26 protein-coding genes are annotated in these 23,347 nt (G+C 53.2%); 7 read left to right on the top strand and 19 right to left on the bottom strand.

Features of this window, described 5'->3' with window-relative positions; genetic code table 11:
- Positions 1-383: 383 nt before the first annotated feature.
- The 7 genes from phsA (at position 384) to QNN86_RS01065 (ending at position 7,647) form a co-directional block, all read left to right on the top strand.
- Positions 384-2,657: a thiosulfate reductase PhsA gene (gene phsA, locus QNN86_RS01095; RefSeq protein WP_181617230.1), complete on the top strand. Its 2,274-nt coding sequence runs from the start codon at positions 384-386 to the stop codon at positions 2,655-2,657.
- A gap of 14 nt (positions 2,658-2,671) precedes the next feature.
- Positions 2,672-3,250 carry a thiosulfate reductase electron transport protein PhsB gene (gene phsB / locus QNN86_RS01090; RefSeq protein ID WP_115258140.1) on the top strand — a complete coding sequence of 193 codons (579 nt, stop codon included), beginning with the start codon at positions 2,672-2,674 and terminating at the stop codon, positions 3,248-3,250.
- On the top strand, positions 3,247-4,014 hold the full coding sequence (phsC, locus tag QNN86_RS01085; RefSeq protein ID WP_181617229.1) for a thiosulfate reductase cytochrome B subunit: 768 nt from the start codon (positions 3,247-3,249) through the stop codon (positions 4,012-4,014). Before phsB ends, phsC begins: the two co-directional genes overlap by 4 nt.
- 128 nt (positions 4,015-4,142) lie before the next feature.
- Positions 4,143-5,315 carry a serine-type D-Ala-D-Ala carboxypeptidase DacD gene (dacD, locus tag QNN86_RS01080; protein WP_181617228.1) on the top strand — a complete coding sequence of 391 codons (1,173 nt, stop codon included), beginning with the start codon at positions 4,143-4,145 and terminating at the stop codon, positions 5,313-5,315.
- Between the two features lie 124 nt (positions 5,316-5,439).
- Positions 5,440-5,907 (top strand): DNA gyrase inhibitor SbmC, encoded by a 468-nt coding sequence (gene sbmC, locus QNN86_RS01075; RefSeq protein ID WP_181617227.1) that lies wholly within the window; start codon positions 5,440-5,442, stop codon positions 5,905-5,907.
- A gap of 107 nt (positions 5,908-6,014) precedes the next feature.
- Complete coding sequence (locus QNN86_RS01070) at positions 6,015-7,073, top strand: FUSC family protein (RefSeq protein ID WP_181617226.1); 1,059 nt, start codon at positions 6,015-6,017, stop codon at positions 7,071-7,073.
- A 238-nt stretch (positions 7,074-7,311) separates the two neighbouring features.
- Entirely contained in the window at positions 7,312-7,647 is a 336-nt protein-coding gene (locus QNN86_RS01065) for a DUF496 family protein (RefSeq protein WP_003834176.1), read from the top strand.
- 42 nt (positions 7,648-7,689) lie between these two features.
- Here QNN86_RS01065 and QNN86_RS01060 read toward each other — a convergent pair whose 3' ends face one another.
- The 19 genes from QNN86_RS01060 to pduC form a co-directional block, all read right to left on the bottom strand.
- On the bottom strand, positions 7,690-8,556 hold the full coding sequence (locus QNN86_RS01060) for an L-threonine kinase (protein ID WP_181617225.1): 867 nt from the start codon (positions 8,554-8,556) through the stop codon (positions 7,690-7,692).
- Between the two features lie 94 nt (positions 8,557-8,650).
- Entirely contained in the window at positions 8,651-9,865 is a 1,215-nt protein-coding gene (locus QNN86_RS01055; protein WP_181617224.1) for an acetate/propionate family kinase, read from the bottom strand.
- Positions 9,850-10,302, bottom strand: coding sequence for a propanediol utilization protein PduV (gene pduV, locus QNN86_RS01050; RefSeq protein ID WP_181619493.1), 453 nt, complete (start codon positions 10,300-10,302; stop codon positions 9,850-9,852). Before pduV ends, QNN86_RS01055 begins: the two co-directional genes overlap by 16 nt.
- 4 nt (positions 10,303-10,306) lie before the next feature.
- The gene (gene pduU, locus QNN86_RS01045; protein ID WP_181617223.1) at positions 10,307-10,657 is read right to left on the bottom strand and encodes a propanediol utilization microcompartment protein PduU; all 351 of its coding nucleotides are present in this window, start codon (positions 10,655-10,657) and stop codon (positions 10,307-10,309) included.
- Complete coding sequence (gene pduT, locus QNN86_RS01040) at positions 10,657-11,211, bottom strand: propanediol utilization microcompartment protein PduT (protein ID WP_046275683.1); 555 nt, start codon at positions 11,209-11,211, stop codon at positions 10,657-10,659. Before pduT ends, pduU begins: the two co-directional genes overlap by 1 nt.
- A gap of 2 nt (positions 11,212-11,213) precedes the next feature.
- Positions 11,214-12,569, bottom strand: a complete 1,356-nt coding sequence (gene pduS, locus QNN86_RS01035; protein WP_181617222.1) for a cobalamin reductase PduS — start codon at positions 12,567-12,569, stop codon at positions 11,214-11,216.
- The gene (locus QNN86_RS01030; protein WP_181617221.1) at positions 12,566-13,678 is read right to left on the bottom strand and encodes a 1-propanol dehydrogenase PduQ; all 1,113 of its coding nucleotides are present in this window, start codon (positions 13,676-13,678) and stop codon (positions 12,566-12,568) included. The genes pduS and QNN86_RS01030 overlap by 4 nt, the downstream gene beginning before the upstream one ends.
- Positions 13,679-13,688: 10 nt before the next feature.
- Complete coding sequence (pduP, locus tag QNN86_RS01025) at positions 13,689-15,074, bottom strand: CoA-acylating propionaldehyde dehydrogenase PduP (RefSeq protein WP_181617220.1); 1,386 nt, start codon at positions 15,072-15,074, stop codon at positions 13,689-13,691.
- Positions 15,071-16,078: a two-domain cob(I)yrinic acid a,c-diamide adenosyltransferase PduO gene (gene pduO, locus QNN86_RS01020; protein WP_181617219.1), complete on the bottom strand. Its 1,008-nt coding sequence runs from the start codon at positions 16,076-16,078 to the stop codon at positions 15,071-15,073. Before pduO ends, pduP begins: the two co-directional genes overlap by 4 nt.
- Positions 16,079-16,086: 8 nt before the next feature.
- On the bottom strand, positions 16,087-16,362 hold the full coding sequence (locus QNN86_RS01015; RefSeq protein WP_181617218.1) for a EutN/CcmL family microcompartment protein: 276 nt from the start codon (positions 16,360-16,362) through the stop codon (positions 16,087-16,089).
- 3 nt (positions 16,363-16,365) lie between these two features.
- Entirely contained in the window at positions 16,366-16,857 is a 492-nt protein-coding gene (gene pduM / locus QNN86_RS01010) for a microcompartment protein PduM (RefSeq protein ID WP_181617217.1), read from the bottom strand.
- Positions 16,854-17,486, bottom strand: a complete 633-nt coding sequence (locus QNN86_RS01005; protein ID WP_115258153.1) for a phosphate propanoyltransferase — start codon at positions 17,484-17,486, stop codon at positions 16,854-16,856. The genes pduM and QNN86_RS01005 overlap by 4 nt, the downstream gene beginning before the upstream one ends.
- Positions 17,486-17,950, bottom strand: a complete 465-nt coding sequence (locus QNN86_RS01000) for a BMC domain-containing protein (protein ID WP_096756646.1) — start codon at positions 17,948-17,950, stop codon at positions 17,486-17,488. The genes QNN86_RS01005 and QNN86_RS01000 overlap by 1 nt, the downstream gene beginning before the upstream one ends.
- A 23-nt stretch (positions 17,951-17,973) precedes the next feature.
- Positions 17,974-18,249 (bottom strand): propanediol utilization microcompartment protein PduJ, encoded by a 276-nt coding sequence (pduJ, locus tag QNN86_RS00995; RefSeq protein ID WP_001057752.1) that lies wholly within the window; start codon positions 18,247-18,249, stop codon positions 17,974-17,976.
- A gap of 19 nt (positions 18,250-18,268) precedes the next feature.
- Positions 18,269-18,619, bottom strand: coding sequence for a glycerol dehydratase reactivase beta/small subunit family protein (locus QNN86_RS00990; protein ID WP_096756647.1), 351 nt, complete (start codon positions 18,617-18,619; stop codon positions 18,269-18,271).
- Positions 18,609-20,441 carry a diol dehydratase reactivase subunit alpha gene (locus QNN86_RS00985; RefSeq protein ID WP_181617215.1) on the bottom strand — a complete coding sequence of 611 codons (1,833 nt, stop codon included), beginning with the start codon at positions 20,439-20,441 and terminating at the stop codon, positions 18,609-18,611. The genes QNN86_RS00990 and QNN86_RS00985 overlap by 11 nt, the downstream gene beginning before the upstream one ends.
- Positions 20,442-20,456: 15 nt before the next feature.
- The gene (gene pduE, locus QNN86_RS00980; RefSeq protein ID WP_115258155.1) at positions 20,457-20,975 is read right to left on the bottom strand and encodes a propanediol dehydratase small subunit PduE; all 519 of its coding nucleotides are present in this window, start codon (positions 20,973-20,975) and stop codon (positions 20,457-20,459) included.
- Between the two features lie 14 nt (positions 20,976-20,989).
- Positions 20,990-21,664 (bottom strand): propanediol dehydratase medium subunit PduD, encoded by a 675-nt coding sequence (gene pduD, locus QNN86_RS00975; protein ID WP_096756649.1) that lies wholly within the window; start codon positions 21,662-21,664, stop codon positions 20,990-20,992.
- 10 nt (positions 21,665-21,674) lie between these two features.
- Positions 21,675-23,339, bottom strand: a complete 1,665-nt coding sequence (gene pduC / locus QNN86_RS00970; protein WP_096756650.1) for a propanediol dehydratase large subunit PduC — start codon at positions 23,337-23,339, stop codon at positions 21,675-21,677.
- Positions 23,340-23,347 lie beyond the last annotated feature (8 nt).

Raw genomic sequence — 23,347 nt, 5'->3', positions numbered from 1 at the left:
GGATCAATTTAGCGCTTTTATAAGAGTACCAAAAAATAGCGAGGTAATCAGCAATGCGATTATCTGTTCGGGGAATCAGGTCGCAATAAAATTGAGATGAACGGTGCTTTTATATATTTCTTGAATTAATTAAACGATCGAAACTGTATTTGTTGGCATGATTATCATCAAGGATAATTTCATTTTAATAATTTGATTGATAACCATTATTGTTATTTTTACGGTTAATTGTTGAGTTTTGGAAGTTTTAAAAGTCTTTGTAAACAATAGGTTCTGATTCGTCAGGATGTTCTTGCTTCATTGTAAGGAAATGTGAGTGAGGTTAAAAATTAATAATATAAACTCCATATAATAATTGGATATATCTAATAACAGGAGGTTATATGAGCATTAGTCGGCGTAACTTTTTGCGCGGCGTGGGTATTGGCTGCTCCGCATGCGCAATAGGAACTTTTCCACCGGGGGCACTGGCGCGTAATGCACCAGAGAGTATCAAGGGGAAAACCTCACTCACGCCAAGTCTGTGCGAAATGTGTTCATTTCGCTGTCCCATTCAAGCTCAGGTCATTAATAATAAAACCGTTTTCATCCAGGGGAACCCTAATGCGCCGCAGCAGGGTACCCGGGTCTGTGCCCGAGGGGGCAGCGGCGTGAGCCTGGTTAACGATCCGCACCGTATTGTTAAACCGATGAAGCGCACCGGCCCGCGTGGCGCAGGAGAATGGCAGGTCATTAGCTGGCAGCAAGCCTATCAAGAAATTGCCGAAAAGATGAGTGCCATAAAAGCGCAATATGGTCCTCAGGGCGTTGTCTTCTCTTCTAAATCCGGCTCGCTTTCCGGTCATTTATTTCACCTGGCGACGGCCTTCGGTTCGCCGAATACCTTTACCCATGCCTCGACATGTCCCGCCGGGAAATCCATTGCCGCTAAAGTGATGATGGGCGGCGATCTGGCCATGGACATCGCCAACACCCGTTATATGGTCTCTTTTGGCCATAACCTCTATGAAGGTATTGAGGTTGCCGACACGCACGAACTGATGACCGCGCAGGAGAGAGGCGCGAAGATGGTCAGCTTCGACCCTCGCTTGTCCGTATTTTCCAGTAAAGCGGATGAATGGCATGCCATCAGGCCTGGCGGCGACTTGCCGGTACTGATGGCAATGTGCCACGTCATGATTAAAGAAAACCTGTATGACGCGCAGTTTGTGGAGCGTTATACCACGGGGTTTGCACAGCTGGCAGAGGCCGTACAAGAGACAACGCCTGAATGGGCGCAAAAGCTGGCTGATGTTCCTGCTGAAGTTATTACCCGCGTAACCCGGGAAATGGCGGCCAGCGCGCCTCGTGCCATCGTCAGCCCAGGCCACCGCGCGACGTTTTCTCAGGAAGAGATCGACATGCGGCGGATGATCTTCACCCTCAACGTGCTGCTGGGCAATATCGAACGTGAAGGCGGCATGTGCCAGAAAAAGGCGGCGGCAACCTACAACAAGCTGGCTGGCGAAAAGGTCGCACCGGTGCTGGCAAAACCGGATGTGAAATTACCGAAGCCAACCGCGCAGCGCATTGATCTGGTGGCACCGCAGTTTAAATACATCGCCGCGGGTGGCGGGGTCGTGCAAAGCATTATTGATGCCGTGTTAAAGCAGACTCCTTACCCGGTGAAGGGATGGATCATGTCCCGACATAATCCTTTCCAGACCGTGACCTGCCGGCCCGATCTGGTCAAAACCGTGGAACAACTGGATCTGGTGGTCAGCTGCGATGTCTATTTAAGTGAAAGCGCGGCCTATGCTGACTATCTGTTACCGGAATGCACCTACCTTGAGCGTGATGAAGAAGTCTCTGATATGTCAGGGCTGAATCCAGCTTATGCATTGCGCCAACAGGTGGTTGAACCGATTGGTGAGGCTCGTCCGAGCTGGCAAATCTGGAAAGAGCTGGGTGAACAGTTGGGCCTCGGGCAATTTTACCCGTGGCAGGATATGCAGACGCGCCAGCTGTACCAGCTCAATGGCGATCACGCCTTATCCGCAGAACTGCGTCAGAAGGGATATCGGGAGTGGGGCGTACCGCTGTTATTTCGTGAACCTGAGGCCGTGCGCCAGTTTATCGAGCGCTATCCTGGCGCAGTGCCCACGGACAGCGACGGTACTTACGGGGAGCAACTGCGATTCAAATCCCCGTCAGGCAAAATCGAGCTTTATTCCGCAGAGCTGGAATCGTTACTTCCCGGCTACGGTATTCCACGCGCCCGCAATTTTGCCCTGAAGGGTGAGAATGAACTCTATTTCATCCAGGGCAAGGTGGCGGTTCACACCAACGGAGCGACGCAATATGTGCCTTTACTCAGTGAACTGATGTGGGACAACGCGGTGTGGATCCACCCGACGACCGCGCGTGAAAAAGGGATTAAAAGCGGTGACGACATCTGGCTGGAAAACGCCACCGGCAAAGAAAAAGGTAAGGCGCTGGTCACGGCCGGTATTCGACCCGATACGCTGTTTGTTTATATGGGGTTTGGCGCCAAGGCCGGGGCTAAAACGGCGGCAACAACGCACGGTATTCATTGCGGTAATTTACTTCCGCACGTGACCAGTCCGGTTTCCGGAACGGTGGTGCACACCGCTGGCGTGACGCTGCGTCGGGCATGAACAAGGAGAACATCATGAATCAATCCACAAACCCCTATGTCATGCTGCATGACGAAAAACGCTGCATTGGCTGCCAGGCGTGTACGGTTGCCTGCAAGGTTTTGAACGATGTGCCGGAGGGGTACAGCCGCCTGCAGGTGCAGATCCGCACCCCGGAAAAAGAGTCAGACGTCCTGTCTCATTTTCAGTTTGTGCGGGTTTCTTGCCAGCACTGTGAAGATGCGCCCTGCGTGAGCGTTTGCCCGACCGGTGCTTCATTTCGTGACGAAAACGGTATTGTGCAGGTGGACAAGTCGCGCTGTATTGGCTGCGATTATTGTGTTGCGGCCTGTCCGTTCCATGTGCGTTATCTGAATCCGCAAACGAGTATCGCTGACAAATGCAATTTTTGTGCAGATACCCGCCTCGATGCCGGGCAGGCGCCGGCCTGTGTTTCTGTTTGTCCAACCGATGCGCTGAAGTTTGGCCGCCGCGACGACCCGGAGATCCAGCACTGGATAAGTCAAAAAGAGGTATATCGCCAGCAGGATACGCGCAGTGGTGAGGTGAGTCTTTATCGGCGTAAAGAGTATCATCAGGAGGGGAAAGTATGAATGCTATCTGGGGAGCAGAGCTTAATTATGCGCCGGACTACTGGCCGCTGTGGCTCATTTACGCAGGTGTGGTCATCCTGCTGATGATTGTGGGGCTGGTGGCGCACGCGCTGCTGCGTCGGATGCTGGCATCTAAAACAGCAACCGGTGAAGAACATCGCGACTACCTTTACTCGTTAGCGGTCCGCCGCTGGCACTGGGGAAATGCGCTGTTGTTCGTTCTGCTGCTGGTAAGCGGGTTGTTTGGTCACTTTTCGATCGGACCGGTGGCGCTCATGGTGCAGGTACACACCTGGTGTGGCTTTGCATTACTGGCCTTCTGGGTGGGCTTTGTACTGATAAATGCCACCACCGGCAACGGCTGCCACTATCGGGTGAAATATCGCGGACTGATTTCGCGCTGCCTGCAGCAGACGCGCTTTTACCTGTATGGAATTATGAAAGGTGAAGCGCATCCGTTTGCCGCGACGTCAGAGAGTAAATTTAATCCTCTGCAGCAGTTAGCCTATCTGGCCATCATGTATGCGCTGGTACCGTTGTTAATCATCACCGGTTTGTTGTGCCTTTACCCGCAGTTCATCGGCGCAGGTCCTGTGATGTTAGTGTTACATATGGCGTTGGCGATTATTGGCATTCTGTTTATTTGTGCCCATATCTACCTGTGCACGCTGGGCGACACGCCGGGGCAAATCTTTCGCAGCATGATAGACGGTTATCACCGGCATCGCAGCCATCACGCAGATGTAACACCGCGTAAAGGGTAATTGATTACCTGAAATCTTCGTTTTACGGCAAGAAAATGTGCCTTAAGTCACATTTTCTTGCAATTTATCTCTGTTTGTTCGTCAGAATTTCCGTAAAAAGAACGGCTATTTTTCCTTTTTTTGAGGACATGCTGTTGAAACGCCGTTTGTTTATTGCCGCTTCTCTTTTCGCGATGAGTTTTTCCTCCGCCTTTGCGGCGGATGTCACCCGTTTTGCTCCCCAACCCCCGGCTATCAATGCGGGCGCGTGGGTGCTGATGGATTACACCACAGGCCAAATTCTTACCGCAGGTAATGAGCACCAGCAGCGTAATCCCGCCAGTCTGACCAAGCTGATGACCGGCTATGTTGTGGATCGCGCCATTGACAGTCAGCGTATTAGCCCGTCAGACATTGTCACCGTTGGACGCGACGCGTGGGCAAAAGACAATCCGGTATTTGTCGGTTCATCGTTAATGTTCTTAAAACAAGGCGATCGCGTTTCAGTGCGTGATTTAAGTCGCGGCTTAATTGTCGATTCTGGCAACGATGCCTGCGTTGCGCTGGCGGATTATATCGCCGGTGGGCAACCACAGTTTGTCGCAATGATGAACAGTTATGTGCAAAAGCTGAAGTTGCAGGACACCCATTTTGAAACGGTGCATGGACTGGATGCTCCAGGTCAGCACAGCTCGGCTTACGATCTGGCGGTGTTATCGAGGGCTATTATTCACGGCGAGCCTGATTTCTATCATATGTACAGCGAGAAAAGCCTCACCTGGAACGGCATCACCCAGCAGAACCGTAACGGTTTATTGTGGGATAAAACCCTGAACGTGGATGGGCTAAAGACGGGGCACACCTCTGGTGCCGGGTTTAACCTGATTGCATCTGCGGTAGACGGACAGCGTCGATTAATCGCCGTTGTAATGGGGGCCGAGAGTGCGAAGGGGCGTGAAGATCAGGCGCGTAAGCTGCTGCAATGGGGACAGCAAAACTTTGACACAGTGCAGGTTCTGCGAAGTGGTAAGCAGGTCGGCGTTGAGCGGATCTGGTATGGCGATAAAGAAAAAATCAGTCTCGGTACTGAGCAAGATTTTTGGATGGCGCTGCCTAAAGCTGAAGTGGCGAATATTAAAGCAAAGTATGTGCTTGATAAAAAAGAGCTGGTGGCGCCCATTGCCGCACATCAGCGCGTGGGCGAAATTGAACTCTACGACCGGGATCAACTGGTGGCGCATTGGCCGCTGATGACGCTGGAGTCTGTCGGTGAGGGGGGCGTGTTTTCGCGCCTGAGCGATTATTTTCACCATAAGGTGTAGATTTCTGTTTGTGCGCGAGACTGGCAAGACTGCGAATCTGCTCACATAATAATCACTGTTTGCTTGTGGCCGTAATACGCAGAAATTATACTGTGTTTTTATACAGTAACATGCGGGAGGTTATATGGCGTATGAGATAAAGCAGGTAGAAAGACGCAGGATTGCCGGGTTTCACATGGTTGGACCGTGGGAACACACGGTAAAGCAGGGGTTTGAACAGCTGGTTATGTGGGTCGACGGTAACCAGATTGTGCCGCTGGAATGGATAGCCGTCTATTACGACAACCCAGACGTGGTTCCGGCAGATAAACTGCGCTGCGATACCGTAGTTTCAGTGCCTGAAGGTTTTGAGATCCCCGAAAACAGCGAAGGGGTGATTCTGACTGAACTGGCGGGCGGCGACTATGCCGTGGCCGTTGCCCGTGTTGAAAACCATGACTTTGCCACACCCTGGTATCAGTTTTTTGACCGTCTGTTGCAGGATTCGTCCTGGCAGTTATCGGCCAAACCATGTTTTGAAATTTACCGAAACAATGGCATGGAGGACGGATACTGGGATATTGAAATGTACGTGCCGGTGCAGGCGAAGTAACGGTTTTGGGTGTGAATCAGGATAAAAGGCCTGTTGATAACGGTAATGTTTTCACTGAAAAAACAGGTACAATTCTGTTCTTTGCTATTCCCTGACGGAGTGCATGAGTGCGTGCAGATAAGTCACTGAGTCCTTTTGAAATTCGCTTGTATCGTCATTATCGTGTGGTGCATGGTATTCGCATCTCGCTGGCGTTTCTTCTCACTTTTCTGCTGGTTCGCCTGCTGGACATCCCTGAAGGTACCTGGCCTCTGATCACGCTGGTGGTGATCATGGGGCCGATTTCCTTTTGGGGCAATGTCGTCCCCCGAGCTTTTGAACGTATTGGTGGCACGATTCTGGGTTCGGTTCTTGGGCTGGTGGCGCTCCGGCTGGAGCTCATTTCATTGCCGCTGATGCTGATATGGTGTGCGGTGGCGATGTTCCTGTGCGGCTGGCTGGCATTGGGTAAAAAACCGTATCAGGCGCTGCTGATCGGCATCACGCTGGCCGTCGTGGTTGGCGCCCCCGCGGGCGATATGAACACGGCACTCTGGCGCGGGGGGGATGTGATTCTCGGCTCTCTACTGGCAATGCTGTTTACCTGGATCTGGCCGCAACGCGCATTTATACACTGGCGCATTCAGCTGGCGCACTGCATTACCGGCTATAACCGGGTATATCAGGCAGCGCTATCACCCAACCTACTCGAACAACCCCGGCTGGATAAGCACTTACAGCAGTTGCTGAGTGACGTCGTTAAAATGCGTGGCTTAATCATTCCGGCCAGCAAAGAAACCCGCATTCAAAAATCAGTTTTTGAGGCCATTCAAACGATTAACCGAAATCTGGTGTGCATGCTTGAACTGCAAATCAACGCGCTGTGGGCAACGCGGTCCAGTCATTTTGTGATGTTGAATGCGCACACGCTGCGTGAATCTCAACTCAGGATGCAACAAGCCTTATTGACGATTAGTCACGCGCTGTATGAAGGCAACCCACAGCCGGTCCTTGCGAATACCGAAAAACTCAACGATACGGTAACCGAGTTACGTCAGCTTATTGAGGAGCACCAGGGCGACAACGTCGCAGAAACGCCCATTCATGGCTTTGTCTGGCTGAATATGGAGATGGCGCGACAGTTGGAACTGCTCTCGCATTTAATCTGCCGCGCTTTGCGCAAATAAAGCGCAGCTGAGGGGTTTGACATTACTGCTGCTTCGATTCAGCAACAATTAAGGGTATGATACTGAAAAAGGCTAAAACCATTGGTAACTGCAATGGCTTTACCCTCGATAACTCAGGTTTCAACCGTGCATTGTCGATGCAGATGCAACTTGAAGTATGGCGGGCATGAAAGTAATGTTGACCCACTTTAGCCGTTGTTTAAACGAATCCGAATCTCACATTATCAGGGGTGTAAAAATGGAAACTACCAAGCCTTCTTTCCAGGACGTGCTGGAATTTGTTCGTCTGTTCCGTCGTAAGAACAAACTGCAACGTGAAATCCAGGACGTTGAGAAAAAGATCCGTGACAACCAGAAACGTGTTCTGCTGCTGGACAACCTGAGCGACTATATCAAGCCAGGCATGAGCGTTGAAGCGATCCAGGGCATTATTGCCAGCATGAAAAGCGACTATGAAGATCGTGTGGATGATTACATCATCAAAAATGCTGAGATCTCTAAAGAGCGTCGCGACATTTCTAAAAAGCTCAAAGCCATGGGTGAAGTGAAAAACGGCGAAGCGAAAGCAGAGTAATGTTGCAAACGATAGGGGGGCGTAATGCGGCCCCTATCGTCTCTACTGTAATTCAACCCCGCCCGTTACCATCCGCAGCAAATGCTGCTCCGGCCAGTGTGTAGTCAGTTTTTTCTGCACCAGCATCCATTTGATATAATCCACGTCGTGACGCGTTCTGTCCAGCATCAGGCCAACCACGCTGCCGCTATGTGCCACGTTCACACCGTATAAATCACATTCTTCAACCAGCGATAATAACGAATCGAAATCCGGTTTTGGCAACAACATCTGGCTGGCAATGGCGCTTAGCGTGGCCGCTTCGCCCATCCGGTACGGGTTTTGACTTGAGCAAGCTTCCTGCACTTTTTCCCAAGCTCGTTTGAGGGCGGGTGCGCCTGCCTGTAACCCCGCCTGGCGCGGGATCCGGTGATAGTCTGCCGTGCGTAACGTTTCCGGGCTTTCGAGAACCAGCAGGTCGAGGTGGGGCTGCGCTTCACAGGCGATCTGAGTGGAAGCATTGTTATGATCAAAAAGTGTTAACTGGCGAAAAACGGTGCTGTCGGTAGGTTCGAGCGAAACGCAAAGCTGCGCTAACGTGGCTTCATCTAACTGATGGCCCAGATGGTGGGCGGTAGCGATGGCGGTGGCGGCAATATCTGCCGTACTGCTGGCCATCCCTTTGGCGATGGGGATCGTGGAGTGGATATCAATACGAATATCCTGACTGACATGTGCCGGATATTGCCAGTGCTGCAACAAGCGGTCAACCATCGACCGTGAAAGAGGCCGCTCATCGGCAAGCGGCGATCCGGAGCTGACTTCAACGGTGCTGTACCATTCAACCGGGCAGGAGACCAATTTCTCGCTGCCCAGAATCCAGCCCTGGATAAGTTCTCCGCATGATGCGGGGCATTGCGCAACAGCCACGTCTTTTCACCTTTGTGATTAGCAATCTTCGGCGCATAGTGTCATGGCGATCGCGCTATTACCATGATGTGCCGCAATCTGCGGCGCAGCAGTGTTAAGCGGGAATGCTCAGCGTCACAGTTTCTGCAATCGCTATACGCATGACGTCTTGCGCGATCATCAGCTCTTCGTTGGTATTGATGACGGCCACTTTGACCATCGCGTTTTCTGTCTGAATGAAGGTCGCATTACGTTGGTTTTTGTCCTCATCTACCGCCAGCCCTAAGAAATTGAGGTTGTGGCAAATGGCTGCCCGGGCACGAGCAGAGTTTTCGCCAATACCACCAGTAAACACCAGCGCATCCAGACCGCCCATTTGCATAATGTAGCTGCCAATGGTGGCTCGAATTCTTTCGGCAAACAGCGTCAGCGCCAGCGCTGCCTGACGGTTTCCGCTATCAGCCGCCTGTTCCACGTCACGGTAGTCAGGTGAGATGCCGGAAACGCCAAGCAGCCCCGACTCATTATTGAGTAACTGATTTAGCTGCTGTGGTGTTTTGCCTTCACGTTGGGCAATCCACGGCAAAATGGACGGATCGATGTCGCCGCTACGGGTGCCCATCATCACGCCAGACTGTGGGGTAAAGCCCATTGAAGTATTAACGGATTGTCCGCCCTTGATGGCGCAGATGCTGCTGCCGTTGCCCAGATGGCAACACACCACCCGCAGAGCGCTGAGCGGCACGCCCAGTTTTTCAGCCAGCGTATGGCTGACGTATTTGTGGCTGGTACCATGGAAGCCGTAGCGACGAATACCCAGCTCCGAATAATAACGCCAGGGCAGGGGATAGATAAACGAAGGTTCGTCCAGCGTCTGATGAAAGGCCGTATCAAAAACCGCCACGGCAGGTGTGGCCGGTAACAGCTGGCGAAAAACAGCAATGCCTAGCGCATTCACCGGGTTATGCAGTGGCGCCAGTTCTGCCAGACGTTCTATTTCCGCCAGTGATTCATCAGTGACCAGGGCTGAATCTTTAAAGATTTCGCCGCCGTGTGCCACACGGTGACCAACGCCGTCAATATCCTGCAGGCTATTGATGATGTTATGGTTGAGCAGTTTTTCCAGTAACAACGTTACCGCTTCACGGTGATCGGCAATCGGCAATGTTTCCTGCCATTTTTGCACCGGGGTTTTTATCGTGACCTTTGCATCAGGCATCCCGATGCGCTCGAGCAGCCCCTGACAGAGCATCTCGCCCTGCGGCATCGCCAGTAACTGAAACTTCAGAGAAGAGCTGCCTGCGTTAATGGCCATTATTTTGTGAGACATGACGATTCCTTTGCGTGCAGAAAATTGAACATCTCATCAACGCCGGTATTGTTCACCGCGCTGGTAATAAAAACGTTTTGCGCCCCGGCCTGCCTCAACCAACCCTCGACGAGGGCAATCTGCTGCGGGTTAGCTAAATCGGCTTTGGTCACCAGACCGATAACGGGCCGGTTCATGGGGCCGGTAAATCCAGGTGAAAAAGGTGACCAGGGCGCGTCAGCGTTGAGCACCAGCGCGATAACGTCGGCTTCACAGGCGCTGACCAGCAGCGCACTATACAGGCAGCGGTTCTCCAGATATTCCCCAGGTGTGTCTATCGCCGTGGGAGACCAGACGATAGCCTGGGTTTTCTGATAATTAAGCGCTTCGCCACGCATACACTGGGTGAGCGATGTTTTCCCACTTTGGCTGGGTCCAATGAACATGATGCGTTTCATCACGTCATGTCCGCGTAATCGGGCAGGCGGTAAAACGCATCATTTCGCCCAGCGTGCGGGTCACCTGCTTCAGCGCGTACTCAACGGCCGAAACATCACCGGTTAATACGACTGCGCCGGTAAAGCGGTCCAGAAAACCGATCTCCACCGCACCTGATTTAGTCGCGATATCACAGGCGATAATGGAGGCTTCGCTGGGCGTAATGGTTAAAATGCCAATCGCCGAGACTGAATCCTGCAAGCCAAGTTTCTTGAACAAATCTTTACCAGGATTAGCAATAAGATGCGCCAGTGTGACCTGTTTTCCGGGCACATATTCCTGAATCATACGATCCGTTGTCGACTGTATTTCCATCACCCCTCCACCATTTGGCGCCACATGCTTTCATGCGGACGTGGGATCACCGAGCGATAGACCAGAAGACCTTTTTCACCCGCACTTTCACTGGCGACCGTCACGGCGTTATTCACATCGGAAACATCGCCCGCGACAACCATGTAGCACTTACCGCCAATACCAAACGCCATATGCACTCTTACCAGCGTGACATTGGAGGCTTTTACCGCGCGGTCGGCGGCACAAATACAGGCCGCAACGCTCCAGGTTTCAACAATCCCTACCGCCTGGCGTTTATCTACACTATTGAGTCCGCTGATCGCCGGCAGAACGCTGGCATGAATGTTAGGCAGGACCAGACTGTCGACGAGCATATCTCCAGCAAGTGAGGTTCCTGTGGCAATGGCCTGCTGTATTGCGCCAACATCACCACCCAGCATCAGCAAAAATTTTCCCGGGCAGATGGTTTTACTGACCAGCAAATTCACATTAGCGCTTTTCAGCATCGCATCGCCGGCTTCCATTCCTTTGGCAATGCTGGTGAGTTCTAAAATCCCTATAGCCTGAGACATGGTTAACCTCTTATTACCGTGATGGACTGATCTGTGATTTCGCTGACAATACCGTCAATACTGGCGTGAACCGGCGCACCTAATGCGCCCTCGGGTATCTCTGCAACACATTGGCCGCGCACAACGCGCTCCCCTTTTTGCACACAAGGAATGGCACTGGCACCAATATGCTGGCGTAACAACAACGTTGTTTTTTCAGTGGGATGATCTGTCTGGTCTAATGGTGCATCGTGATACCAGTCACTGAGACCCAGTTTGGTAATAAGCCGTTTCACCGGAATCAGACGGTACTTCGCCATTTCATCTTCAGGGTTTAACGGGCCTTCATAACGATGATTGAGCGCACGTAGCTCGCGTTTGAGCATGCGGTTAATGCGCATCGGAGAAATCCCCACCGGACAGGCCACGCTTTCACAGACGTTGCATTCTGAGCAGGTCAGGGCGGTGAGCAGCAATTGCGGTGTGGCGGCCTGCTGATAGTTGACTGCACGCACCAGCAAATGTGGGGAGAGCTCATGGCCAATCAAGTGTCGTGGACACAGGTCTGTGCACAACCGGCACTGCTCGCAGACGGTTTTGGCAACCGAAAGCACGGTGCGTTCATCCTGTATTCGTCGCTGGATCAGCGCATGGGATTTCGGTAGCACCAGCAGGCCACCGGTCGTTTTACTGACTGGCGTATCCAGAGAAGTAATCAGACCGCCCATCATCGGACCGCCGTTAATAAATCCGGGGTCATCGACGGTAGCGCCGCCAGCCAGTGCCAGTACTTCGCGCAGCGACATACCGACAGGTACGGTCAGGGTAACCGGCCGGGCAACTGCGCCATTGACGGTTAATGTACGACGCGTAACGGGGAACTGCTGTTCAACGGCTCGTGCGATGTTAAGTACGGTCTGGACGTTATTGACCACCACGCCCACACTAACCGGGAGAGCAGCAGGAGGCACCCGCCGTCCGGTTGCCATCCAGATTGTCAGCACTTCATCGCCAGCCGGGTAGACATCAGGCAAAATGTGTAACCTGATATCGGCGGGCAGGAGAGGTGTTAACGCACTGATGGCTTTCTGATATTTTTCTTTAAGGGCGATAATGCCGGCGCTGGCGCCAGTGGTCTTCATGGCATACTGCACGCCGCGTATCAGTCGGGCCGCCTGCACGGCCATTAATTGCTGATCAACCTTCAGCATCGGCTCGCATTCTGCCGCATTGACCAAAAACGTATCGACCTGCGCCTGCAGTTTGACGTGTGCAGGAAAGCCAGCGCCACCGGCTCCCACCACACCCGCAGCGCGCACGCGATCGCGTATTGTCTGAGCATCATAACAAATGGGTTCAGCCGTCATGGCTGTATTCATAGTAATTCCTCAAGCAGTTCCTGAACGGCAGCAGCATCAGCAACGCGTGGATTCGTTTGCAGCGTGGCATCCGCCAGAGCTGCCTGAACCATCGAGGGGATACGCTGTGACCAGGTTTGCTTTCCGTCTTTGAGCGCGTCAGTAAAAGAGGGTAATGCGCACTGTTTTTTGAGTTGCTCAATATGATGAATTAGCGCATTGAGTGCCGCCGTATCGTTTGCAGTATCAGGGCATAAATGGCAGGCCTTCGCGAAGCGGGCATAGCGTTTCGCAGCCCTGGGCTCGCGGGCATTAAAGTGAATCACAGCGTTCAGGAGTAGTGCGTTGGCCAGACCGTGCGGCAGATGAAACTGACCGCCAAGCTGATGCGCTATGGCATGGTTAATCCCAAGACCGGCCTGGCTAAACGCCATCCCCGCGAGGGTCGAGGCGTTGTGCATTTTCCCCCGAGTTGCCAGACAATCGCCTTTGCTGACGGCGACGGGCAGATACTGGAAGACAATTTGCGCTGCTTTTTCAGCCAGGGCGTCAGTGAAGTCGCTGGCCTTGGTGGAGACGTACGCTTCAAGCGCATGCGTCAGCACGTCCATTCCGGTATTGGCGGTGATGGCAGGCGGTACGCTGACCACCAGCATTGGGTCAAGGATTGCCATATCCGGGTAGAGGGCATTATTAAATAACGGATATTTAATGCCTTTCTCCGGATCGCCGATCACGCAGGCGCTGGTCACTTCAGAGCCTGTGCCGCTGGTGGTCGGGATGGCTACACAGGTTTCGATTTCGATGCCAAACTGACGGCTGAACCAGACAATCGCTTTCGCTGCATCAAGCGCCGACCCTCCACCAAAGCCAATCACCACATCCGGTCGCAGGGACTGCATTTGTGCAATCCCTTGTACTACCGTATTGATGGTGGGATCGGGTGTGATATCACTGAACACGCTAATGCGATTATCCGCAGGCAGCGCATCGCGCAGCGTTGCAATCAGCGGCGAACGCGCAAGAAAACCATCGCAAATAATCCAGATATGCTTATTCGTGAAGCGTTTGAGCACACTCAAACTGCCCTGGCCGCTGTACAATCGAGTTTGCAGTGAAAAGCTATTCATTACGGCCTCATTAGCGGATAGAAAAACCGTTGGTCAGCACGCAACGACGAGAACGTGCAAACGTCCGCGCAGACGTTGTTCCTTCACCGGTTGGGGTGGCGATGGTAAAGGTGGTAAAACCTTCGCCGCCGACGCCAATACCGGCGTAAGAGGGGCCATTTTTCACAAAAATAGACGTTTGCAACGTGCGAGCAGCAAGATTTAAACGTGACACATTTTGCGAGTGCATAATGGCGGTGTGGTGCAGTCCCTCTTCAACCTTCAGCGCCAACGTTAGCGCACTGTCAAAATCGTTGACCGTCACGACAGGAAGCATGGGCATCAACTGTTCGCTGGTAACCCACGCATCGTCAGCTTTGACGATGCCCATCAACAGACGAGGCGCTTTTGTCGGAACGGGTATACCCGCCGCTTCCAGTAACGTTGCCGGACTTTTTCCGACAAGCTTCTTATTCGCCATTCCCTCTGGCAGACAGGCGGCGCGTAGTTTGTCCACTTCTTCGCTGTTTAGCAGCAATGCCCCAAAAGACTGCATTTGTTGAATCAGTCGTTCGGCAACCGCTTCAACAACAATCAGGCTTTTCTCGGCAATACAGGGCAGGTTGTAATCAAACGAGGCACCGTTGATGATGTCTTCCGCTGCCTTCACCAGATCGGCGGTTTCATCAACGATGCAGGGGGGATTCCCGGCGCCTGCGCCAATGACTTTTTTCCCGCTTTTCATGCCCATAGCCACAATTCCCGGGCCACCGGTAATCGCCAGAACTGCGATTTTAGGGTGCGCCATCATCTGCTGGGTAGCTTCAAAAGTGGGTTCTGTGACTGTGACGACAAGATTTCGGATCCCGCAGCAGCGAAAAGCAATATCTTCAATCATGGCAATCAGCTTGAGTGAAACCGCTTTAGCCCCCGGGTGAGGACTGAAGTAAACGCTATTCCCCGCAGCCAACATACTGATGCTGTTATTAATAATGGTTTCCGTTGGGTTGGTGCTAGGGGCGACAGAGCCAATTACGCCAAAGGGGGAGTATTCAAATAACACCATGCCACCATCGCCGGTGAGGGCGGTTGTGGTCAGGTCTTCTATACCGGGGGTGTTATCCAGGGCGGCTTTATTTTTGAGGAACTTATCCTCTTTGTTGCCCATTCCTGTTTCGTCCGCGCTTTCTGCCGCCAACGAGGCAATATGAGGCGTTAGTTCGTCCCGCAGAGCACTAATAATGGCGCTGCGGGTTTTCAGTGGGCATTGCTGATAACGTAAAAAGGCCTGATGCGCGGCATCGATTGCTTCACCGACGGAGGGAAAAATACCGCCACCTTTTACCTCGGTTTTTGCCGGTACGAGCTGTTCTGTCAAAATGGTGCGGATAAGGGTTTCAAGTTCTGATGTATTCATTGATGTGTTCTCACGTTAATCGCCGCAATGGCGGTTTCTGCAATATCCATATCCTGCTCAACGCTTCCTCCGCTGATGCCAAGACCCCCAAGAAGTAAACCCTCGCGCCATAGTGCATACCCGCCACCAAACGTGACGACTTTTCCTTGCATATGGCTTTCCAGCCCGTAAAGGGCTGCGCCCGGTTGCACCGCTGAGCTAAGTTCATGCGTGGCGGTTTTCATCGCCACGGCGGTCCACGCTTTTTTCGGCGCAAGCTCACTACTGACGAGCAGTGCATCGGGCATGCGCCAGGTCACCGTTTGTGTACCGTTAGCATCCACAATGCTGATGACGACAGGGACTTGCAGCGCTTGTGCCCGCGCTACTGCAGAACAAGTTAGTTGATGGAGTTCCTGAAAAGACAATGACATAGCAGACTCCTTAATTGCCGGTGTCTGGATCGCTGCCACGTAACGCTCAGCCACCTTCTGAATAATAGTGCTTTGGTGCGCGTCATAATCTTCAGCCCTGGCGAGCGCATATAAACAATCGGACAGACGGTTGATATAGCGCATAAGTACCTGTCGGATAGAGGCATCTGTGGAGAGTTCGACAAGCCGTCTTTCAGCGCGACGGGCAAGCGTGCGGGCGAAGTGCAGACGGCTGGCGGCTTCACAGCGTCCGGGTAAAATAAAACTGTGCAGGGGAGGCACTCGTGCCATCGCGGTATCGATGGCGGCCTCGAGGGCTGCAATGTCTTCCGAGCTGATATAACGCTGGGTGGGCGTGGGCTGCTCGCTTTCACTGGCCAGTTCGGCACTGAACCAAAACAGCTGTAACTGAATTTCTTCAAGTAACGCACGGTGTTGCGGGCTTTGTGCCGCGCAGACGCAAAGACTCAGCGCCGCGTTGAGTTCATCCAGCGTACCGTAAGCTTCAACGCGCGGGTGTGTTTTACTGACGCGCTGTCCGGTAAAGAGCGCTGTCGTACCGGCATCGCCCGTTCGGGTATAAATCGCCATTGTTCCTCCTAGCGAGAAAGCGTGTCGACAATGCCAACGATGGCCAGATCGATAGCCTCATTGGGGCCGGTAAAAACGTGCCTGGCGCTGGAGCCGCTGCTGAGTAAAACCAGCTCACCGGTACCGGCACCCACGGAGTCAACTGCGACCTCGTCACCCGCTGTTGGCGATTGCGGTAGTTCGCCGTCGGCCGTTACCCGACGTACCAGTAACAGTTTTTTTCCAACCAGTGACGGTGATTTTTGCGTGGATACCACGACGCCTGTAACGCGTGCCAGATGCATGGTTCACTCCTGCTTAATTAATTGGATATTGCGCATACTGACGGTTTCTTTTGCCAGTGCGGTCACAACACATCGACGGCGTAGCACCAGAAACCCACCTTGTAATCGGGCTACATCGGCATAACTTAAAAGCGTATTGGGATGCAGAATGATGGTTTGCCCGCGTTCATCACTGAACTCCAGCGGCAGTCGCGCGAGTTTTCGTACGGGGATCGCCGGTAGCAATTGATGCTGCAGCGATATCTTCACGCGAACGCCACAGGCCAGGGCTTCGTGGAGAGTGATCGCTGACACATCGGATGAATCGTGTTGCGCAATATGCGCCAGCAGCGGTAAATCAGCGTGCTCGATAATCAGAGCGGAGTACTGACAAACCAGCGCCCGGGGATCGGCTTCCCGTAACTGCGCGACGCTCAGAGAGAGCGAACTGTCCGCGCGTTTTTGTAATCGGGAGACGACCTCCCCGATGATGCGTTGCAGCAGTTCATTGTTCATCGTGAGCTCACCAGCGTGGCGAATGCCTGTGGGCTATCCGCCCCTGCAGCATTGGCTTCGTCAGTGTCGATATGCATTTCAAGACGCATATCCGGCGATACGCGAACGGCAACGTTATCGAAGATCAGTCTGCGTTCATCTCCATTGATGGCGACGGAGACTTTATCGCCATGTGACACGCGTAGGATCAGCGCATCAAGCGGTGACATATGAATGTGCCGCTGGGCGACAATCACTCCGCATGAGATATCCAGTTCAGCAAAAGGACTCACCAGGCGAATGCCCGGCGTTCCCTGAATATTGCCGGACATACGCAACGGCGCAGCGATACCCAGCGTGCGGGCGTCGGTGCGGGAGATTTCTACCTGGCTGGTGCTACGCAGCGGTCCCAGCAAACGCACATTTTTTAGCTGGCCTTTTGGACCCACCAGCGTAACGGTCTGATCTGCGGCATATTGTCCAGGCTGCAGCAGACCTTTTTTCTCGCTGATGGGCTGATTGGGAAACAAACGAGCGTAATCTTCAGCACAAAGATGGATATGACGATTAGAGATCCCCAGTGGAATAGGGCGCTCGCGCATTTCATCCAGTACTTTACTGACCGTAGTCTCCAGTTGCTGTTTATCCATTACGCTTCACCTCGTTTACCAGAATGCAGGCAGAGTGAGCGAGGCTCTCCCTTCTGGCGCGGACAGGCAGGGTCGAGACACAGATTGCAGCTAATCAGGTCTGTATCTTGTGGTGCTTCGGGTAATTCACTTTCCACAACCACCTGTACTTCCACCTCGACAGGTGTGGGTTCAGGGATGGGCTCAGGTGTCGAAACGACGCTGTGCGAAAGGATGCCTTCCCCGGGTCTGGAAATGACTTTGTGCGCAACCAGACCTTCCCGCTGGTCTGCAAAGCTGGCACCGGTGGAAATGGCCGCCTGCACGGAGGCCACATCACCGATGATTTTGATCACCGTCCAGCCTGAACCGTTGGTTTTTTCGAGGCCCACCAGCGTGATGGAGGCGGCTTTCGCCATGACATCCGCGCAACTGATGGCTAATGCCAGACCACTAACTTCAAGTAATCCCAGTGATTGCTTCACGCTGTGCTCCTTGTTGCAACGGTTTAAGCGGATTTAGGTAAAATGGCTTCGACGTCGCTGTGTGGACGCGGGATGACGTGGCAGGATTTCACCTCGCCAACGGCGCTGGCGGCAGCGCTGCCAGCGTCTACAGCAGCTTTAACCGCGCCGACATCCCCACGAACCATGACGGTGATAAGGCCCGAGCCAATTTTTTCGTAACCAACCAACTGCACGTTAGCGGATTTCACCATGGCATCAGCGGCTTCAATAGCGCCGACAAGCCCTTTTGTTTCAACCAGTCCCAGTGCGTTATTCATACTGCTTTTCTCCTGTGGATTATGAGTGGCATTCCCGGAAGGGAATGCCTTTAACCAGCCGCGCAGCGTTATTGCCGATGCGCCGACGAGCGTGGCTATCTTGTTGATACGTCAGCGTAAAAAGTGGCGCTGAGGTCGGTAAATTTTTGTAGTGCACAACCAGTTGTTCCCGGTTACATCCAATGCCGACGAGCAGCGGTGACTGACATGCCGCCAGCCATGCGCTGTGGATGATGTCGGCGGAATGGCTCTCCTGAACCACAAAGGGGATCCCTTCTTCTTCAATACCCAGCAGGACGTCATTCCAGAGTGACATGTCCTCTCCCAGGGTGAAGATCACGATAGCCGGTGCGCTGAGGTTACTTTCCATGAGCGAATGCCTTGTACCAGGAGAGGATAAGCCCAGTTGCGACAGCATTTCGTGGGCCTTCGGTACCGCGAATATTGCCGCGACCCGCAACCAGTCGGTAGTGCGCCAGCGCATCCGTTACCAGTTGTGGAACTTCGAAGTCCAGTGACGAGCCACCAACCAGAACCACAAACGGGATGTCGCGAATATTACCTGTGGGGCTAACCTGACGAAGTGCTCTCAGCGCATTGGTAACAAAAACGCGCTCCTTGGCGCTGCGACGAATGACGCGAACTTTCTCCAGCGCCAGGTCCCCGGGTAATGGCACCAGTTCATCGGGTTTCACCACGCAGACCCGGGCGAATACCGTTGGCGGCAGGGGAGAAGGAAAGAACTGAACGCTGCCATCTTCGTGGCGAAGGTGGAACAGGCTTTCTACTTTTGCCAGCGGATATTTTTTTATCTCCTCGGCGAGGTAGCGGTCTTCCAGCCCCAGTTCGCGGGCAATGATCATCGTGACCATATCGCCCGCGCCTGCCAGGTGTGTGGCAATAATTTCGCCTTTTGGATTAATGATGGAGGCATCAGTGGAACCTGCGCCGAGATCCAGAATGGCCAGCGGACGCGTCGTGCCCGGCGTGGTGAGGGCGCCCAGGATGGCCGCTTCGGCTTCAGCGCCGCCTACCTGCACGTCGATGTTGAGCTTTTGCGTGATCTCCTGGGCTATCATTGCCATTTGCAGGCGATCTGATTTCACCATTGAGGCAATACCCACCGCCTGTTCCAGCGAGAACTCTCCGGCGAGTCCCCCCGTCACGCTGACGGGAACGGAGGTATCAACGGCCAATAAATCCTGAATGAAGATTTCATGGCTGGGTTTGTTGGTTAACTCCGCCATCGTCTGGCGAACATGCTCCAGCATGCCGCCAATATTGGTTCCCGCTTCGCCAGTCACGTTATCAAGCCGTGGGCATTCGCCTACCGCTTTCATAATGGCATCCGCACCCGCGGCAACGTCGACGCGAACAGTACGTCCTTGCGACTGGAGTTCGAGGTTTCCGGCAGGAATAGCTCGCGCTTTTACATCACCTGACGGTGTTTTCACGACGACCGCTGAGCGGTTGCCGATCAGCGCGCGTGCCATGGGGACAATATTTTTGGTCTCGTCCGCATTCAGGTTAAAAACAGTCGCAATCCCGTAAGGGTTCGAGAGCGTTTCAATCACCTTTCCGGGTATAGCGACCTCAATAGCCGCCAGCATTCCTAACGGGATCCGGTCGATATAGAGTACTTCGTCGACGATAGGCAGCGGCGTAGTGAGACGGTTGCTGACCAGCACGCCATCGTCCTGTTGCAAAATAACGCCGGCTAGCTGATATCCGGCGCGAACGGAGGCATTAATCATGGTAGCAACATCGGCAAAATCGAATGCCGATGACACCACCAGGATATAAGGCATATCCGCCGGACGGGTTAACAACTCTTCCGGCGTAATTGTGACGCCAACACCTAACCCGACCCCACCAGGCGTTTTAGGGTTGTGACCGATCATGGTCGACTCGGTGATGATAGTTTCGGTGATCGTCTCCATCGCCACATCACCAATGACCGGCGTGGCTTCGTTAATACGGATGAGCGAAATATCGCTGACATTGATGCCTGCATTTTTTGCTGCAAGCGTAAGCGCCTCCTGAATACCAAACACATTACGCAACGTGCCCTTAATTCCAGTCGTTTCAGCCAGTGCGCTGGTTGTAATGCTCAGCGTGCCAGCATCATCCAGCGTCGCGAGAGCGACTTCTGTTGATGAGTTGCCTATGTCAATGCCAGCTATATATCGCATCATTTTTCCCTAAAATTAATCGTCACCTTTGAGTTTCTTACGCTCGACGTACAGCACTGCCGCTTCACGCACGAAGGCTGCGCAAATCTTTGCCTGATAACGATTTTCGAGATCGTCGGCGATGGCCATCAGCTCGTCTTTGGTTGAGCGGTATGGGCGCAGGGCGTTGTAGATCTCAAGGATGCGATCGTCAGGCACCGCGGTCAGTTCTGCGGCACGTTCAAAGTTCATCGCCAGCCTGTCACGTCCGGCATCTTTGGCGATATCCGCCTGAATGCGCAACGTTTCTGGTGTGATACGCATATCCTGTGCGGTGACCTTATTGCTCAGCACATTTTCGAGAGTGAAGTCATCCAACGTTTTATTGGTGGCGGTTTTTACCCACTCAGGGTGTTTATTGGCGAGCGGGTAATCCGTCACTTTCGCGGTATGCGCTGATGAACCAGTCGCGGCTGGAGTGACGGTCTCTCCCTGCAGGCTGTTCATTCGGCTCAACACATCCCGAACCATCGATTCAATTGCGTCGGTATTCATGGAGTTATCCTTTATCAAAGCGCCACGCGCAGTTCCTGCGGGTTTTTGCCCGTCACGACGTATTTGGTCTCTTTAATGTGCAGAATGGCTGATTTCGCCTGGTACTTCGGACGCGCCATCTGATCATTCAACGTCGGGACCGGTTGTGGAGATTCACGCTTGGCGTAACGCGCGGCGTTCTTACCAATCTGACGGTAGGTTTCCAGCGTCAGGAGTGGGGCCTGAGGGAACAGCTCCAGGTTAGAAAGCGGCGGTAACCCCTGCTGGTGGATAACCGTGGTGCCTTTGGACTGGATGCCGATTGAAATACCGGAACCACTCAGACGGTTACCTTCCACGGCGACAAACGCCACATCGGAGGATTTAAAGCAGCGGATGACGCGTGCTTTAATGCCTTCTTCTTCAATACCCGCGATCACTTCGCGCAAAATATTCTTGTGCGGAATACCGACGATATTGACGGTCTGCGAGAGCCCAAACGCCGGACCAACGGCAATAATCACTTCATCCTGCTGCTGGCCCTGTTTGGCTTCGCCAATTTCGGTCAGAAAACTGTCACCTGGCGCGGTTGCCATCTGCGGTGCGGTTGCCGCGGCAGACGAGCGGAAAGAAACAGGCTTATCGCTGGTCTGCATTTCAGACAGCACATCTTCAATTATCTGGCGCAGCAGCTTTTCATTGATTTCCATAGTTCACCCCTTAGCCAAGCTCGTTGGGATCAAGTGCGCCGGGGATGTTTTTAATTTCTTCCCAGCGTTCGCCTTGCAGGCGATAACCTGTTGCCGGACCGGCATAATCGTTGACGTCATTCACCGCGGAAAGCACCTGTCCGTCGCCGACGATAATGGCGGAGGTATGCAGATAGTCTCCGGTTAACTTGGCTTTCTGGATGTTGAGCATATCCTGAGCAACATCGGTAAATCCGCCCTGGGCCAGGGCTTTCACCACTTCCAGTCCGTTGCGGTTTTTGCTGATGATCTCTTGCGCAAACTTAATGTCTTCAACGATGTTACGTTCTGGCATATCTTTCGAGCCGTGGGCGTAAGTCGCGGCTTCAACTTCTTCATCGGTGATGGGTGGCAATCCCATTCCAGCAAACACTGCCTGCAGTGCGCGGGCCGCTTTGTTACGAATGGCGATGACGTCTTCTTCACGCACCGGACGCAAACCCCCGTCGACTTTCAGGTCACGCTGGAGAACGTTGTAGTCGTCAAAGTCTTCGGCATCTTCGTTAGAGCCTGCAAACATGTTGTCGTAGTTCGGCACGGCGGAATAGCCGGAAGAGATGAAGTCAGTTCCTGGCAGGAATTGCATCAGCAAACGCGCGGTACGGCGCATATCCGAGTGGGTAAAGGTTTGGTCGTTACTGGAGGCGCATTCGAGATCCAGTGACGAGCAGATCAGGTTTTCTGCCAGCACTGCGCGGATACCTGACGGTACGGCGGAAGGGACGCCGATGCAGCTAACGGACCCGTTCTGTAAACCCTGCACGCCAGCGGCTTTGGTGATGTAAATGCAGCGGGCTTCCAGATACAGCATGGATTTACCTTCTGCATAACCCATCTGCACTTCTGAGCCAGAGCCTGAGGTAAAGCGCATTTTCAGACCGCGTGAGGCATAAGAAGAGGCCAGGAAGCCTTTTGACCATGGGGTATCGTCACCATCGGTAAAGACCGGTTCAGTACCGTACACGGAAATCGTTTCTGCATAGCAGGTATGGCCTAACATGCCGAGTTTGAGCTCGGTGGCTTCTTCCAGTGAGCACTGGGTTAATACGCCGGGACGCCCAACCTGTGAACCGACCAGCAGAGCAATAGCGTTAAACGGTGCATAGCGTGCCACGGCAACGGTTGTTTCCTGCTCGTCAAATCCACGCCATGCGCCTTCTGCTGCATCGGCCGCAATCTGCACCGGGTTGTCTTTAACGTTAGTGACGTGCGCTTGTTGAGAAGGGGTACGGCGAGCACGCATTTTCTGCATCGACATCATCATTTCGACGACGTTCATATGCGAAACCACTTCGACAATTTTTGCTGGCGTCATCGCGGTGGTCAGCGGAACGATGTCTTTGCGTTTCACATTAGGATCGCAGAGCATATTGGCGAGTTTGACCGAGTCCATCGCCATCACTTCTTCAGCGCGCGCCAGATTAATACCGTAGCGGGCAATGAAATGGTCTATCAAATCAAATTCACTGGCGGCTTTACCATCCAGTTCGGTGACCATACCGTTAACGATTTTTATGGACGGTTTTGGGTCGTTCGGGCTTTCCATCGCAATGAAGCCTTCTTCGATCCACTCCTTAACGAAGCCGTCCTGATTCACAGGGCGTTTCGCCAGTGCTTCAAATCTTTTCGATCTCATGAATCAGC

This window comes from Citrobacter sp. C348 (assembly GCF_047467975.1).
Taxonomy (GTDB): Bacteria; Pseudomonadota; Gammaproteobacteria; order Enterobacterales; family Enterobacteriaceae; genus Citrobacter; species Citrobacter gillenii.
This window is presented reverse-complemented; position numbering and strand designations above follow the sequence as displayed.